Source organism: Serratia sp. KH_031 (assembly GCF_057839655.1).
Window position 1 is genome coordinate 1,028,130 of the sequence record NZ_CM174496.1, and the last position, 15,021, is coordinate 1,043,150.

Here is a 15,021-nt window from a genome sequence, read left to right on the forward strand (position 1 = left end):
AAAATGTGGCATTTCTCCCGTTAAACAGCTTGCATAAGGAGACACTGTGAAGCTTAAAGCACTGGCTATGGCCGCAATGATTGGATTAGGAGCGTTACCGATGGCACTCCAGGCAGCAGAAGTCCCGGAAGGGCCACACGTCGTTACCTCTGGCTCCGCCAGTGTGGACGCGCCGCCAGATATCGCGACGCTGTCGATTGAAGTCAGCGTTTCGTCTAAAGACGCCGCAGAGGCAAAAAAGCAAGTCGATGAGCGCGTGGCGCAATACTTCACCTTCTTAGAAAAAAACGGCATTGAGAAGAAAGATATCAGCGCCGCGAATCTACGCACTCAACCTGAGTATGATTACCTGAAAACCGGTAAATCGGAACTGAAAGGCTACCGCGCGGTACGTCAAGTAGAGGTGACTCTGCGTCAATTAGATAAGTTGAATGATCTGTTAGACGGCGCGTTGAAGTCTGGGCTGAATGAAATCCGCTCAGTCGAGTTGGGTGTAGCTAACCCGGATGTTTACCGTGAGCAAGCGCGCCAGAAAGCGATCGAAAACGCTATCCAGCAAGCGAGCTCATTAGCGAAAGGTTTCCACACTAAATTGGGGCCAGTTTACAGCATCCGTTACCGTGCTAACTACCAGCCTGCACCGATGCCGCGTATGTATAAAACCGCTGCCGCTGCACCGGAAAACGATGTAGCGCAGACCTACGAACAGCAAAGCATTCACTTTGACGATCAGGTCGATGTGGTGTTTGAACTACAACGTTAATTCGAACTGGGCAGTGTGAAGTGACACTGCCCAAATTGTTAATCCTGACGTAATACCCGGTGGCCGTGATCCAACAAGGCGTCGGTCACTTTTCTCATCATGCGGCTTTCTGGTGCAAAACGGTGCCAGTACAGCATCCGGCGTTGGAACAAGCCCGGAGTCAGATCGATCAATTCTCCAGACGCCAACTCTTTTTCAATCTGCAAATGTGGGATCATACAGCAGGTAGTGCCTTGGCGTGCCAGTTGTACGAAGGCTTCTGATGAGTTGACGATATGGCATGGCACGCTACCCGGCGACAGATCGAAGTTTTGTTGCAAGAACGCCTGATGCATATCATCAAGATGATCGAACGCCACCGCAGGCGCTTTCAGCAAGGCTGAACGAGTGACGCCATTGGGAAAATAACGATCGGCGAATTCTTTTGAAGAAACAAATAGATAATCAAGTGCACCCAGTTGATCGACCAAACAACTCGGGAGTGGCTGCGGCTGAATACTCACCGCGCCGACCACTTCACCCCGACGAAGACTCTCTTGGGTGCGGGTTTCGTCTTCGACCTGCATATTCAAGCGGATGGGCGAATCTGCCAGCACGGTTTTGAGCGCCGGAAGTAGCCAGGTTGCCAGACTGTCTGCGTTGACCGCCAGCGACAGCAGCAGTGGACTATCGCCGCCGCTATCATTGCCCAGCCACTCTTCTTCCAACAATTCCACCTGATGCAATAACGCCAATAATTTTTGCCCTTGCTCGGTAGGGCGTGGTGGTACGGTGCGCACCAGCAACGGCTGACCGAACAGATTTTCCAACTGTTTGATACGCTGGGATACCGCCGATTGAGTGATGCAAAGTTTTTGTGCCGCGCGTTCAAAGCCACGTTCACGGATCACCGCGTCCAGCGCTTGTAGCGTTCGATAGTCTGGGCGTTTCATCGGAAGGTTATCCCTTAAAGTAAATTGATTTCGGCACTATGCCACAGTTATGCCATAGTTTTTCTGTTTATTAGTGCATTAGCTCGCAGTTTGTCGAGTAGAAATGTGATCCGGTTTGAGTGAAAAGCGGCGAGATACCCTATAATACGCACACGTTTTCGTACATAGGTAATGAGCAAATCATGACGCAGGATGAACTGAAAAAAGCAGTAGGCTGGGAAGCTTTGAAATACGTTAAACCCGGCACTATCGTGGGAGTAGGTACCGGTTCTACCGCCGCGCACTTTATTGATGCGCTGGGTTCAATCAAGGAGCAGATCGAAGGAGCCGTTTCTAGCTCTGATGCTTCCACCGCCAAGCTGAAAAGTTTGGGCATTCATGTGTTTGACAGCAACGAAGTCGATTCCTTGGATATCTATGTCGACGGGGCTGATGAGATCAATGGCCAGATGCAGATGATCAAAGGCGGTGGCGCTGCATTGACGCGTGAAAAGATCATCGCTGCGATTGCGAAGAAATTTATCTGTATCGTTGATGCCACCAAGCAGGTTGATGTGTTGGGGAAATTCCCGCTGCCGGTAGAAGTGATCCCCATGGCGCGTTCCTATGTGGCGCGTGAACTGGTGAAACTAGGTGGTTTGCCGGAGTATCGTCAGGATGTATTGACCGACAACGGGAACGTGATTTTGGATGTGCATAACCTGAGCATTCTGGATGCCATCGCATTGGAAAACAAAATTAACGGTATCGCGGGTGTGGTAACTGTAGGTCTGTTTGCCAACCGTGGCGCGGACGTCGCCTTGGTGGGGACGCCGGACGGCGTGAAGACCGTCGAGCTGAAATAAGCCTTATCTGCGGATCGGGAAAGCCGATCCGCAAATTTTTTGTCGTAAAATAGTTTTAATTCAAACCTGCAAATTTGGTGACATATGTCACATTCCTTCAGTGACCTAAGCTAAGCTCCTGCCGAACTCTTCCCCAATGGCATTTTCTACCAAAAAACCTTGTTGTCACTGAGCCTTGTGCTAACGGGTAGGCAATCGTTTGTATTGCCGGGCGCGTTATTTTTGTTATGTTGGGGTGTGCTGTGTTGCAACAGTCGCTTCTGAAGTCTGAACATAGGGTTGGGGAAATGGCAAAAGTATCATTGGAGAAAGACAGGATTAAGTTCCTGTTAGTGGAAGGGGTTCATCAGAGCACGGTAGATAACTTACGTGCCGCCGGATATAACAATATCGAATACCACAAAGGTGCATTAGACACCGAAGAGCTTAAAGCATCGATTCGTGATGCGCACTTCATCGGCATCCGATCACGCACGCATCTGAGCGAAGAGGTTTTCGCCGCCGCAGAGAAATTGGTGGCGGTGGGTTGTTTCTGTATCGGCACCAACCAAGTTGATCTGAAAGCCGCCACCAAACGCGGTATTCCAGTTTTTAATGCGCCATTCTCCAATACCCGATCCGTCGCTGAAATGGTGCTGGGCGAGCTGTTGCTGATGCTGCGCGGTATTCCTGCCGCTAACGCTAAAGCACACCGTGGTGTGTGGCATAAATTAGCGGTGGGTTCCTATGAAGCCCGTGGCAAAAAACTGGGGATTATCGGTTACGGCCACATCGGGACTCAGTTGGGTATTTTGGCGGAAGGCTTGGGTATGAAAGTCTTCTTCTACGATATCGAAAACAAACTGCCGCTGGGTAACGCACAGCAAGTGCGTCATCTCTCTGATCTGCTCAATATGAGCGATGTAATCACGTTGCATGTGCCGGAAACGCTGTCCACCAAGAACATGATGGGTAAGGAAGAACTGGCGCTGATGAAGCCAGGTGCGATTCTGATCAACGCCTCACGCGGCACGGTGGTTGATATTCCTGCGTTGTGTGAATCTTTGGCTAGTCATCATCTGGCCGGTGCGGCGATCGACGTGTTCCCAGAAGAACCTGCGACCAACAGCGATCCGTTCAATTCACCGCTGTGTGAGTTCGATAACGTGCTGCTGACGCCGCATATTGGGGGGTCGACTCAGGAAGCGCAGGAGAATATCGGTGATGAAGTGGCCGGTAAATTGGCGAAATATTCGGATAATGGTTCAACGTTGTCAGCGGTTAACTTCCCAGAAGTGTCGTTGCCTGCGCATGGTTTGAACGCCAATCGTCTGATGCATATTCACCAAAACCGTCCAGGTGTCTTGACGCAGATTAACCAGATCTTCGCCGAAGAAGGGGTGAACATCGCAGCTCAGTATCTGCAAACCGGCCCTGAAATTGGTTATGTGGTGATCGACATCGAAGCTGAAGCCGAACGCGCCGATGCTGCGTTGCAACGGATGAAGGCTATCGAAGGGACTATCCGCGCTCGCTTACTGCTTTAATCGTTTTACCTAAAATCGAAAAGGCCGGGTTTACAGAATCCGGCCTTTTGCTATTTAGGTTTACCACGACCAAGTTTTTGATGGTGTCATAATCTCTGGCAGCGGAATATCCCAATGCTCGGTGGGCAGTGCTTCCACCTGCTGGCAATCATGCGCCAATCCGATCGGATAGGGGCCATGTTGCTGCCAATCTTGCAAGGTACGATCGTAAAACCCGCCGCCCATCCCCAAGCGCTGACCCTTTTCATCGAATGCCACTAACGGTGTGAGCACCACGTCGAGCTGGCGGGTGGGCAGTACCGCTTGTACATCAAGCTGCGGTTCCAATATATTGAAACGGTTATTAAACAATGGAGTGGTTGCGGTATAACGCAAAAAAAGCAGATTACCCACACTGAATGGGTGTAAAACCGGCAAATAGACCTGTTTTCCCCTCTGCCAAAGCCGTTCAATCAACGGACGGGTGTTCAGTTCACCATCGAAAGACAAAAATACCGCGACGCTTTGTGCTGCCTGAATACGTGGGTGATGAGCGATACGTTCGGCGATCTGTTCGGCAAATTGCTGTTGTTGTTCGGGAGTAAGGGCACGACGTCGCTGACGGATTTGGTTACGGATGATTTGGCGTTGTTGGGCAAACTGAGGTTGGAAATTCATAGCATTAACGCATAAATGAAGGGGAATCTCCGAGATGCCGTCGCAGGCTGTAACCCTTGAACCCATGGTTCAAGGTGAATATGTCGTCGCAATCTTCAGGCTTCTCGACGGGCGAGCATGCACACCGATCGCGGAGCAACACATTCTGTTGGTACTAAATATCGGCTCAGGGGACTGGCCCGCTGGCGAACATCTCAGAGAAATTTTGTACTCGTTACCGAAATCTTCAGCTTTCAGTAACTTAAGTTATTCGAACTGTGCACCCTGACGTTCAGAGATGCGACCTTGTTCAAGCAGCGCTTGTTCAATGGTCTGTTGCAGCATCCGGATGCGTTGTTCCATATTGGCTGCATAATCGCGCGTTTTCAAGCGTTCTTGAGCCAGTTCGTGACATACGTTCAATGCCGCGATGAAAACTAACTGCTCAGTATTTGTGACTCTAGTGCGAACTTTCAGATCTTGCAACCGCTGGTTTAGATCATCCGCCGCCATGTTCAACGCATCTTGTTGTTCTGGCGGACAATTCACTCTCAGCGAGCGACCAAAAATTTGAATATCTACTGGTTGTGCGGACATGCCACCTTCCTGCCTAAATTTCGCGCTCACTCTGGGGTGCCAGAGTGGACGTCACTATAAACACCTCGATGCCAGGATACAACCCTTTTGGCACGGGCTTGTCTAGTATAACCACGGACCTTGGTGGTAGCATAACACGAACTTATGCTGCCAACGATGACGAATCCGCATGTCTATACAGAATACATTTCCAAGTTACCAATCTTTAACCGTTGCGCTCAACCAGCAAGCCGTGGCGCTAACCGCTGCTGAAATGCATGGTTTGATCAGCGGGCTGCTGTGCGGCGGCAACCGCGATGCCAGTTGGCAAACGCTGGTACATGATCTGACTAACGAAGGCGTGGCTTTCCCGCAGACGTTGAGTGCTCCACTGATTCAGTTGCATGATATTACCAAAGAGACGCTGGAAGATGACGAGTTCATGTTCCAGTTGTTGATGCCGGAAGGCGAAACGGTCAGCGTGTTTGACAGAGCCGATGCGTTGGCGGGTTGGGTTAATCACTTCCTGTTGGGGTTGGGAATGATGCAACCTAAACTGGCTCAGGTAAAAGATGAAGTCGGTGAAGCGATTGACGATCTGCGTAACATTGCTCAATTGGGCTATGACGAAGACGAAGATCAAGAAGAACTTGAGCAGTCGCTGGAAGAAGTGGTGGAGTACGTGCGAGTCGTGGCGTTGTTGTGCCATACCGAATTTACTCACCAGAAACCGACTGCCGTAGAAAATCAACGGCCAACGTTGCACTAATTTCCCCACGCGTAACTGAGTTGTCCGATTTGAGCGTTGATGTTTGGGTTATCCCGACATCAACGCGTCTTCACGTGTAGCGAGCTCTAGAATAAGAGGTCTATGGTGTTAAAAGATGATTTATGTGTGTTTCTGGCCGAAGAGACCCGTAGTTTTTCTTTTGCTGCTGTAGACGATTTTCATACCGCTCAATCCATGTCGCAACATTTCAATGTGAAACGCAATACCGTCAGTCACTATTTGAATCAATTGGTTGACGAAAACCTGCTGATCAAGCTCAACACCCGTCCGGTTTATTTTCTGCATAAAGCTGTCTTTGAAGAACATTTCTTCAGCGTTAGCCAATCGGTATTCTCCAGCGTATTAGAATTACAAAATTATCAGCAGCGCCCGCAGCAACAAGTAGATATTTTTGCTGAACTGATTGGCGCTCAAACCAGCCTGAAACCGGTTATCGATAAGCTGAATACGGCCATTTGTTATCCGCCACATGGGCTGTCAGTCATGTTGTATGGCCCGACAGGTAGCGGGAAGAGTATGTTCGCGCACTTAGCTTGGCAGCAGGCGGTGAAGCAAAATATCCTGCCGCCAAACGCCCCGTTTATTGCTTTTAATTGCGCACAATACGCCAACAACCCAGAGCTGCTGTCGAGCCAGTTGTTTGGTTATGTGAAAGGGGCATTTACCGGCGCGGATAAAACCACGGAAGGCATGTTGCAAAAAGCAGATGGCGGGGTGTTATTCCTCGATGAAGTTCATCGCTTACAGGCTGAAAGCCAAGAAAAACTGTTTACCTTTATGGATAGCGGTCGATTCCGTCGCATGGGGGAAAGTGATAAAGAGTTGAGTGTTCAAGTTCGCTTAGTTTTTGCCACCACAGTTGCGCCGAAAGATTATTTCTTAGATACCTTTATGCGACGTATTCCGCTCAGTATTGCCATTCCCTCTTTGGATGAACGAGGGCAAGCGGAGAAGCTACAGTTTATTTATTCGTTTTTCCTCCAAGAATCAAAATTGCTGCAAAGAGACATTACCCTTTCTGCGCAAGTGCTTGAAGCACTCAAGCAGCATGTTTACTCCGGTAATATCGGTGAATTAAAAAATACTATTACTTGCTTGAGTGCTGGAGTCTTTGCCAAGCCGTCATCTGGTCGGGAAATGTCCATTCATTTAAAGGATCTGCCAGAGGCTTTCTTTGTGCAAGGGGCGCTATCAGAACGCTCTGTACAAGGAAAAGCGATCACCTTTACACCAGTGACGACGCTAGGGCAGTTGGTTCAAAATCCATTGCCGATGGTTAATTTTATCAGTGAATTCTGGCGTAAAATCTTGGGCGTTTTTCAGCAGCAGGATGAACCTCGCTTTCTACAAGAAGCCAGCCATGAAATCGAAACGTTATTCGATAAGATTATTTTTAGTCAAACCGCTAAAAACGATCACCCGATCATCTATTTTAATCTGAATACGCTACAGGATATTACCCAACAAATTGAGAGTAGAAACTCAGTCCAATTTAACGGCAGTCGTCTCTATGGTTTAGCTTGGTATCTGTTTTTCAAAGCACAGCAGGGCAGTGAAAGCGATCCAAGGCAGAAACAAGCGATTGAAAAATTACACCACTACATTATTCAGCATTTAGTGGAAGAAAATCTGATTGCTCGCAAGTTATCCGTATTGATCGAACATCGTTTGGATCTGAATATCAGTATGGAAGATGAGATTTTCTTTACCCTATTTCTCAAGAGCATGAAGATGGTGATGGGGACGCCGAGAACCAAAGCACTGATCTTGGCGCACGGTTATGCGACGGCGAGCAGTATTGCTAATGTGGCGAACCGGATGTTGGGAGCCACAATTTTTGCCTCCTTCGATATGCCGATTGACACTGCCATCAAGGATATTGCCAACAATATCCTGCAATATATCAATGATAATGACATGTCCAAGGGATTAGTCATTTTGGTCGATATGGGATCGTTAACAGATATTTATTCTGAATTTAATAAAAGTATTCATTTCCCTGTCGCCATCATTAATAACGTTTCTACTGCCATGGCGTTGCATGTGGGAGAGTTACTGCTGAACAACACCTCTTTGGAAGAAATAGTCGAAGAGGTGACGAGTTACCAGAAGAACGACAGTAAGATTATTTATTCTGAACAGGTCAAACGTCCGATTATTGTCACCAGTTGCTATACCGGCATGGGAACGGCCCATCATTTACAAACCTTGTTGGAAGACAGTATTCCGAAGGACGTGGGGGTAGGTGTGGTTGCCTATGACTACCAGTTACTGCTTTCTGAGTCGTCACGCCAATCGCTATTGCAGTTTTACGATATTATTGCGGTCGTGGGTACGGCGGACCCTTGTATCCCGTTTATCCCTTATATCTCTTTGGAGGATTTGATCAGTGGTCGTGGAGATATTCGGTTGGATACCGTATTCCAAGGGATTGCAGATGCGGCGATGATCCAAACCATCAACGATAAGCTGGTGCATAACTTCTCGTTGAAGCGAGTCATTGGTCAGTTAACTATTTTGAATACTGAGAAAATTCTTGAGCATCTGGATACCTGCATCGGTACGCTGGAAATCTTGCTGAAGAAACGATTAGAGAACGAGAAGAAGATCAATCTGTATGTGCATGTGAGTTGTATGTTGGAACGGTTGATCCGCCAAGTTCCTATCGAAAGCTACCCTGACCAACAGCAACTGAAACAGTGTCAAAAAGAAACCCTGTGTATGATTCAGGATGCTTTTAGTGTCATAGAAGACATCTATAGTGTCACGATCCCGCTTAGTGAAATTGGCTATATTTACGATATCGTAGTGGCTAATTAATTTTAATAATCAATGTATTAAACTCAACTCTCCTTCATCTTACCTGTCAGTTTGACATTAACTGGCACGGTTCCTGCTACTAGTCAGTCAGACCAATCATTTAACGCGATGGAAGTGGCGTTACAAACAGTTTTGGAGATTGAACTGACATGCGTAAGTTTTTGTTTGCCAGTCATGGCCGATTTGCAGATGGGATCAGGGATTCACTGGAAATGGTGGTGGGGAAGAATGAACAGATTTCGACTCTGTGCGCCTATACCGACGATGTCCCGGACTTAAAAGCCAGTGTACAGCAGTTTTTTGCCACCTTAGACAGCCACGACGAAATTATTGTGATCACCGATATTTCAAAAGGGAGTGTGAATAACGAATTTATTTCTTATTTACAGGATCCACGTTTGCATTTGATTACCGGGCTTAACTTACCGTTATTGATAGCCTTGATCTTGGAAAGCCCAGATATCAGCGATACCAAAGTATTAATTAGAACGGCTGTGCAAGAAGCAAAAGAGACCATCCAGTATTACAACGATGTGTTATTGACCAATAATCAAAAAACAGATGAATTCTAAAGCCAGGGGATATAATGAACAATAAAGTACAGAAAATATTCGGCGACAAAAAATTTATTCTTGCCATGTTGCATTTAAAAGGTGACAGCGACCAAGAGGTTTTCGAACGTGCGCAGAAAGAGATTGATATCTACCGCGAAAATGGTGTCACTGCGGTGGTGGTCGAAAACTATTTCGGTACCCCAGAACAGGTTGAAACTGTACTGCAATATCTCGACAGTCATAACCTCGATATTATTTATGGCGTGAACCTATTGGACGACGACCGGCAGGGATTCGAATTAGCAAAGAAATATCATGCCAGTTTCATCCAGTTGGATTCGGTCGCCGGGCATTTAACGCCGGAAGACGATCTGCCGTTTGCCCAGTTTATCGATGAGAACCGTAAAGGCTCCAACATTGCGGTGTTTGGTGGTGTGCGTTTCAAATATCAACCTTACAAATCTGGCCGTAGTTTAGAGGAAGATCTGACGCTAGGGATGCAGCGCTGTGATGCCATCGTGGTCACCAGCGATGCGACTGGGCAAGAAACGGATGAAGGAAAAATTCTGCAGTTCAAGGCGATTATGGGAGATTTTCCACTAATCATCGGCGCGGGGATTACGGTCGACAATTGCCAACAAAAACTGGCTATCAGCTCCGGTGCTGTTGTCGGCAGTTACTTCAAAGATACCTATAAAGATACCGGGGATGTGTGTGCAGAACATGTCGCGCGATTGATGAAGAAGGTGAAACAGTCATGATTAAATTATTACGGGTTGATCATCGTTTATTACACGGACAAGTGGCATTTGCCTGGACTGCGGCGCTACAAGCTGACTGTATTTTAATCGCCAATGACGAGATTATTAGTGATGAATTAAAAATGACCGCGATGAGATTGGCGCGGCCTAATAATGTCAAGCTGGTAATTAAAAACATTGAGGACTCTATCGCGGCATTAAATAGTGGCGTGACGGAAAAATACAATCTGTTTATCGTAGTGGCTTCTATTCACGATGCTCACCGTCTGGCTATGGCGAGTGACAAAGTGACCAGTATTAATTTGGGAGGCATTAAGTCGATGCCAGGGACCCGTCAAATATCTAAAGCGATCTTTATTACCGAACAAGATGTGGTCGAATTAAAAGAGCTGGACAAAAAAGACGTTGAGCTGGAAATTCGGCAAGTGCCGAATGATGCCAAATTAAAAGCCATTGCCTTACTGGGATGAGGTCACGAATATGAGTCTGTTAATGCAGTCTTTCATGTTGGGTGGATTGTCGTGTGTGGGTTACCTGGATTCGATCTTCGGTACTGCCATGCTCCGACGCCCGATTGTCATGGGACCTTTGGTTGGCCTGATTATGGGCGACGTGACCAAAGGTATTATGATTGGTGCGGCGATTGAGTTGGTGTTGCTGGGGGCATTCCAGATCGGTGCTTCTAACCCACCGGATGTGACTTCTGGCGGGATCTTGGGAACGGCGTTTGCCATTGCTTCCGGGCAAAACGTGGCTACTGCGGTCGCCTTGGCGGTACCTATCGCCACTTTGGTTTTGGTATTGCAGAATGCGGTTTATATTTTTGTCCTGCCGATTTTTTGCCGTCAGGCGGATAAACATGCGCTAAACGCCAATATCAACGGCGTGGTTAGGATGCATATTTACTCGACGTTGGCTTGTTCTGTGCCGTTTGCGATCTTGGTCGGGTTTGCGTTCTACGTTGGCACTCCGGTGGTTAATGCGATATTGGAGTCTATTCCTAAAGACATCATGACCGGGATGACCATTGCGACCGGCATCCTGCCTGCGTTGGGCTTCGCCATGCTGGCAAGAATGATCATCAATAAAAAGGTTTTCCCATACTTCTTCTTCGGTTTCTTGCTGGCGGCATATTTAAAACTACCTTTGGTCGGGATTGCGTTGTTTGGTTTGTTCCTTGCCATCGTACTGGTCAATAACGAAGCGAAAAAACAGGAGGTTATCGATGACAACGAATTCTGATAGCAAAATTACCAAGCGAGATTTATGGAGCGTCTATTTCCGTTCATTGACCATGGAATCATCCTGGAACTACGAACGTATGATGCATATGGGTTACACCTTTGCCATGGTGCCGGTGATCCGCAAAACCTGTCAGACCGATCAAGAGATCTCCGATGCGTTAGTCAGGCATTTGGAGTTCTTTAATACCACGCCTCATCTCTCGACGCTGCCATTGGGGATTTCTTCCGCCATGGAAGAGCGGCGGATGCTGGATGATGACTTTGATGCCAACTCGATCAACGCGGTGAAAGCTTCGCTGATGGGGCCGTTGGCAGGTATTGGCGATTCCTTCTTCTGGGGAACGCTACGAATTATTGCCGCGGGATTGGGTATTTCGTTGGCGTCATCGGGCAATATTCTCGGGCCTTTGTTGTTTTTGCTGGTGTTTAACGTTCCGCACTACCTCATTCGTTATTTCTGCCTGATGGGAGGCTATCGGTTAGGGGCCGATTTCTTCAAGAAAGTGGAAGAGTCCGGGATGATGCAGAAAATTACCTACGGTGCCGCGATTCTGGGATTAATGGTGATAGGAGGGATGACGGCCACCATGGTCTCGTTGAATGTGCCTTTCGTGATAGGTGAAGGGGATTATGCGGTTCCTTTGCAGAAGATCTTGAACGATATCATGCCTTGCTTGCTGCCGATGGGGGCGTTTGGCGTCATGTATTATCTGCTGGGTAAGAATATGCGTATTTCACGTATTCTGATCGGTATTATTGCGGTTTCGATTATTGGCGCATATTTGAATATTCTGGGTTAATAAGACCTCATTAACGGCACCGCAAGGTGCCGTTATCAGTACGATGATAGTGACAACCTTAAATGACTAGGGGTAAGCTAAGTACCTTCGCTGGGGGCGCTAATCTTATCGTCAACAGTAAGTACCTTACAAATCATAGGGTTGAATAGAAGTGAGTAAAGTTCGTGCTTTCCTCGCTCCACATAAAAATCACTATAAATCAATGAGGTTAACGCCTTGACTCAACAAGAGTTCCACAATCGTCGTCAGGCGCTGCTGGCGAAAATGGCTCCGGCCAGCGCAGCCATTATTTTCTCTGCGCCAGAAGCCAAGCGCAGCGCGGACACCGAATACCCTTATCGCCAGAACAGTGATTTTTGGTATCTGACCGGTTTCAATGAGCCGGAAGCGGTATTGGTGTTAATCAAAAGCGATGAAACCCATAACCACAGCGTATTATTCAACCGTGTGCGCGATCTGACCGCAGAGATCTGGTTTGGCCGCCGCTTGGGGCAAGAGGCTGCACCGGCGAAGCTGGGTGTGGATCGCGCCTTACCCTTCGATGAAATCAATGAACAACTGCACTTACTGCTGAACGGGCTAGACGTGGTGTATCACGCGCAAGGTGAATATGCCTATGCCGACGAACTGCTGTTCAAGGCGATGGATAAGCTGCGTAAAGGCTTCCGCCAAAATCTGGCCGCACCAAACACGCAAATCGACTGGCGACCTTGGCTGCATGAGATGCGCCTGTTTAAATCGCCGGAAGAGCTGGTGGTGATGCGCCGCGCGGGTGAAATCAGTGCATTAGCGCATATCCGCGCGATGGAAAAATGTCGTCCGGGGATGTTCGAATACCAATTGGAAGGCGAGATCCTCCATGAATTCAGCCGTCATGGCGCTCGTTACCCTTCTTACAACACCATTGTGGGTGGCGGTGAAAACGCCTGCATCCTGCATTACACCGAAAATGAGTGCGCACTGCGCGACGGTGAACTGGTGCTGATTGACGCGGGTTGTGAATATAACGGCTACGCAGGTGACATCACTCGTACCTTCCCGATCAACGGCAAATTCACGAAGCCGCAACGGGCTATCTACGACATCGTATTGAAATCAATCAACACCGCGCTGACGTTGTTCAAACCGGGCATTAGCATCCGTGAAGTGAATGACGTTGTGGTGCGCATTATGGTCACTGGCTTGGTTGAATTAGGCGTGCTGAAAGGTGAAGTAGATCAATTGATTACTGAGCAGGCATATAAGCCATTCTATATGCACGGCTTGGGACACTGGCTGGGGCTGGATGTGCATGACGTCGGCCACTATGGAACGCCAAATCGCGATCGCGTATTGGAGCCGGGCATGGTGCTGACCGTCGAACCGGGACTGTATATCGCGCCAGACGCCGATGTGCCAGAAGAGTACCGTGGTATCGGGGTGCGTATCGAAGACGACATCCTGATCACTAAAGACGGCATTGAGAACTTGACCGCCAGCGTAGTGAAAGACGCTGATGCGATTGAGGCATTAATGGCGGCAGCCAAATAATATGAGCGTGATTATTGTTGGTGGCGGGATGGCGGGTGCAACCTTGGCGCTGGCTATTTCCTCGCTAAGTGCAGGTAAAATCACGGTGGACTTGGTAGAAGCCAGTCAACCTGACGATAGTGCTCATCCGGGCTTTGACGCACGAGCTATCGCATTGGCGCAAGGCACCTGCCAACAATTAGCGCGAATTGGTGTTTGGCAGGCGTTGCGCGATTGCGCGACGCCTATCACCCATGTTCACGTTAGCGATCGCGGTCATGCCGGGTTTGTTAATTTAGCAGCACAAGATTATCGGGTTGATGCGCTTGGGCAAGTCATCGAACTGCATGATGCCGGGCAGCGATTGTTTGCTTTGTTAGCGCAGGCTCCGGGCGTGCGGTTGCATTGTCCTGCCAAAGTCGTGGATGTGGTGCGCAGCGCAGAACAAGCGGAAGTGTTGTTGGATAACGGTCAGCGTTTGCAGGGGCAACTCTTGGTGGCGGCGGATGGTTCTCATTCTGCGCTAGCACAGGCTTGTAACGTGCAATGGCAACGCCACGATTATCCGCAGTTCGCAACCATCGCCAATGTGACAACCTCTGAAGATCCGCAAGGTCGAGCTTTTGAACGCTTTACCCAACATGGGCCGTTGGCACTGTTGCCGATGTCACAAAGGCGCAGTTCGCTAGTGTGGTGCCATGCGCGCGAAGAACGTGAGCAAGTGGACGGTTGGGACGATGAGCGTTTCCTCAGTGAGTTGCAGCAAGCGTTTGGCTGGCGCTTGGGTAAAATGCTCAAGGCGGGTAAACGCCATAGTTATCCATTGGCGCTGCAAACGGCCAATCAGCACGTGAGCCATCGTTTGGCGCTAGTGGGCAATGCTGCGCAGACGCTGCATCCGATTGCTGGGCAAGGCTTCAACCTTGGCTTGCGCGATGTGATGTCACTGGCCGAAACCCTAGCAGAAGCGGCGCAACGCGATGAAGATCTTGGCGCTTATTCCGTGTTGGGGCGTTACCAACAGCGCAGGCAACAAGATCAGCAAGCCACGGTGGGCGTCACTGACGGGCTAATTAAACTGTTCGCCAACCGTTATGAACCGCTGATCGTTGGGCGTAATCTGGGCTTGATGGCGATGGAGTTGTTACCTGCCGCACGCGATGCATTTGCTAAACGCACTCTGGGTTGGGTTGAACGCTAATCTTTTATAAGCCTATCCAATTAGGCTATTTTACTTGCCATTTTGAACCTGGGCAGTGCTCGGA

General features: G+C 48.7%; 15 protein-coding genes and 1 other RNA gene. 12 read left to right on the forward strand and 4 right to left on the reverse strand.

The features are described from left to right. Positions 1-46 precede the first annotated feature (46 nt). Entirely contained in the window at positions 47-763 is a 717-nt protein-coding gene (locus AC3ISQ_RS04470) for an oxidative stress defense protein (protein WP_489350919.1), read from the forward strand. A gap of 38 nt (positions 764-801) precedes the next feature. Here the strand turns inward: AC3ISQ_RS04470 and AC3ISQ_RS04475 are convergent, their stop codons facing one another. Further along, positions 802-1,695 carry a LysR family transcriptional regulator ArgP gene (locus AC3ISQ_RS04475; RefSeq protein ID WP_489350921.1) on the reverse strand — a complete coding sequence of 298 codons (894 nt, stop codon included), beginning with the start codon at positions 1,693-1,695 and terminating at the stop codon, positions 802-804. Between the two features lie 182 nt (positions 1,696-1,877). On the opposite strand from AC3ISQ_RS04475, the gene rpiA reads away from it, so the two are divergent. Both rpiA and serA read left to right on the forward strand, forming a co-directional pair. Next, positions 1,878-2,540 (forward strand): ribose-5-phosphate isomerase RpiA, encoded by a 663-nt coding sequence (rpiA, locus tag AC3ISQ_RS04480; RefSeq protein ID WP_489350923.1) that lies wholly within the window; start codon positions 1,878-1,880, stop codon positions 2,538-2,540. A 287-nt stretch (positions 2,541-2,827) separates the two neighbouring features. Further along, on the forward strand, positions 2,828-4,066 hold the full coding sequence (gene serA / locus AC3ISQ_RS04485) for a phosphoglycerate dehydrogenase (RefSeq protein ID WP_489350925.1): 1,239 nt from the start codon (positions 2,828-2,830) through the stop codon (positions 4,064-4,066). A 60-nt stretch (positions 4,067-4,126) separates the two neighbouring features. Here serA and AC3ISQ_RS04490 read toward each other — a convergent pair whose 3' ends face one another. The 3 genes from AC3ISQ_RS04490 to zapA all read right to left on the reverse strand — a co-directional run bounded on the left by AC3ISQ_RS04490 (position 4,127) and on the right by zapA (position 5,299). Further along, positions 4,127-4,723, reverse strand: coding sequence for a 5-formyltetrahydrofolate cyclo-ligase (locus tag AC3ISQ_RS04490; RefSeq protein WP_489350927.1), 597 nt, complete (start codon positions 4,721-4,723; stop codon positions 4,127-4,129). Between the two features lie 22 nt (positions 4,724-4,745). Continuing rightward, a non-coding RNA gene (ssrS, locus tag AC3ISQ_RS04495) (6S RNA) lies at positions 4,746-4,927 on the reverse strand. A 42-nt stretch (positions 4,928-4,969) separates the two neighbouring features. Then, positions 4,970-5,299, reverse strand: coding sequence for a cell division protein ZapA (gene zapA / locus AC3ISQ_RS04500; RefSeq protein ID WP_489350929.1), 330 nt, complete (start codon positions 5,297-5,299; stop codon positions 4,970-4,972). A 169-nt stretch (positions 5,300-5,468) separates the two neighbouring features. On the opposite strand from zapA, the gene AC3ISQ_RS04505 reads away from it, so the two are divergent. The 9 genes from AC3ISQ_RS04505 to ubiH all read left to right on the forward strand — a co-directional run bounded on the left by AC3ISQ_RS04505 (position 5,469) and on the right by ubiH (position 14,957). Then, complete coding sequence (locus AC3ISQ_RS04505) at positions 5,469-6,047, forward strand: YecA/YgfB family protein (RefSeq protein WP_489350930.1); 579 nt, start codon at positions 5,469-5,471, stop codon at positions 6,045-6,047. A gap of 102 nt (positions 6,048-6,149) precedes the next feature. Next, positions 6,150-8,888, forward strand: coding sequence for a sigma-54-dependent transcriptional regulator (locus AC3ISQ_RS04510; protein WP_489350932.1), 2,739 nt, complete (start codon positions 6,150-6,152; stop codon positions 8,886-8,888). A 149-nt stretch (positions 8,889-9,037) separates the two neighbouring features. Next, complete coding sequence (locus AC3ISQ_RS04515) at positions 9,038-9,460, forward strand: PTS sugar transporter subunit IIA (RefSeq protein ID WP_489350933.1); 423 nt, start codon at positions 9,038-9,040, stop codon at positions 9,458-9,460. 14 nt (positions 9,461-9,474) lie between these two features. Then, on the forward strand, positions 9,475-10,203 hold the full coding sequence (locus tag AC3ISQ_RS04520) for a BtpA/SgcQ family protein (protein ID WP_489350935.1): 729 nt from the start codon (positions 9,475-9,477) through the stop codon (positions 10,201-10,203). After that, complete coding sequence (locus AC3ISQ_RS04525) at positions 10,200-10,673, forward strand: PTS sugar transporter subunit IIB (RefSeq protein ID WP_489350937.1); 474 nt, start codon at positions 10,200-10,202, stop codon at positions 10,671-10,673. Before AC3ISQ_RS04520 ends, AC3ISQ_RS04525 begins: the two co-directional genes overlap by 4 nt. A gap of 10 nt (positions 10,674-10,683) precedes the next feature. After that, positions 10,684-11,445 (forward strand): PTS mannose/fructose/sorbose/N-acetylgalactosamine transporter subunit IIC, encoded by a 762-nt coding sequence (locus AC3ISQ_RS04530; RefSeq protein WP_489350939.1) that lies wholly within the window; start codon positions 10,684-10,686, stop codon positions 11,443-11,445. Next, positions 11,429-12,247 carry a PTS system mannose/fructose/sorbose family transporter subunit IID gene (locus AC3ISQ_RS04535; RefSeq protein ID WP_489350941.1) on the forward strand — a complete coding sequence of 273 codons (819 nt, stop codon included), beginning with the start codon at positions 11,429-11,431 and terminating at the stop codon, positions 12,245-12,247. The genes AC3ISQ_RS04530 and AC3ISQ_RS04535 overlap by 17 nt, the downstream gene beginning before the upstream one ends. A 216-nt stretch (positions 12,248-12,463) precedes the next feature. After that, positions 12,464-13,777, forward strand: coding sequence for a Xaa-Pro aminopeptidase (gene pepP / locus AC3ISQ_RS04540; protein WP_489350943.1), 1,314 nt, complete (start codon positions 12,464-12,466; stop codon positions 13,775-13,777). 1 nt (position 13,778) lies between these two features. After that, positions 13,779-14,957 (forward strand): 2-octaprenyl-6-methoxyphenyl hydroxylase, encoded by a 1,179-nt coding sequence (gene ubiH, locus AC3ISQ_RS04545; protein WP_489350945.1) that lies wholly within the window; start codon positions 13,779-13,781, stop codon positions 14,955-14,957. Positions 14,958-15,021 lie beyond the last annotated feature (64 nt).

Bases quoted from the DNA above. Each gene is read 5' to 3' on its own strand.
- AC3ISQ_RS04475 (WP_489350921.1), bottom strand. From the start codon at position 1,695: ATGAAACGCCCAGACTATCGAACGCTACAAGCGCTGGACGCGGTGATC.
- rpiA (WP_489350923.1), top strand. From the start codon at position 1,878: ATGACGCAGGATGAACTGAAAAAAGCAGTAGGCTGGGAAGCTTTGAAA.
- serA (WP_489350925.1), top strand. From the start codon at position 2,828: ATGGCAAAAGTATCATTGGAGAAAGACAGGATTAAGTTCCTGTTAGTG.
- AC3ISQ_RS04490 (WP_489350927.1), bottom strand. From the start codon at position 4,723: ATGAATTTCCAACCTCAGTTTGCCCAACAACGCCAAATCATCCGTAAC.
- zapA (WP_489350929.1), bottom strand. From the start codon at position 5,299: ATGTCCGCACAACCAGTAGATATTCAAATTTTTGGTCGCTCGCTGAGA.
- AC3ISQ_RS04505 (WP_489350930.1), top strand. From the start codon at position 5,469: ATGTCTATACAGAATACATTTCCAAGTTACCAATCTTTAACCGTTGCG.
- AC3ISQ_RS04510 (WP_489350932.1), top strand. From the start codon at position 6,150: ATGGTGTTAAAAGATGATTTATGTGTGTTTCTGGCCGAAGAGACCCGT.
- AC3ISQ_RS04515 (WP_489350933.1), top strand. From the start codon at position 9,038: ATGCGTAAGTTTTTGTTTGCCAGTCATGGCCGATTTGCAGATGGGATC.
- AC3ISQ_RS04520 (WP_489350935.1), top strand. From the start codon at position 9,475: ATGAACAATAAAGTACAGAAAATATTCGGCGACAAAAAATTTATTCTT.
- AC3ISQ_RS04525 (WP_489350937.1), top strand. From the start codon at position 10,200: ATGATTAAATTATTACGGGTTGATCATCGTTTATTACACGGACAAGTG.
- AC3ISQ_RS04530 (WP_489350939.1), top strand. From the start codon at position 10,684: ATGAGTCTGTTAATGCAGTCTTTCATGTTGGGTGGATTGTCGTGTGTG.
- AC3ISQ_RS04535 (WP_489350941.1), top strand. From the start codon at position 11,429: ATGACAACGAATTCTGATAGCAAAATTACCAAGCGAGATTTATGGAGC.
- ubiH (WP_489350945.1), top strand. From the start codon at position 13,779: ATGAGCGTGATTATTGTTGGTGGCGGGATGGCGGGTGCAACCTTGGCG.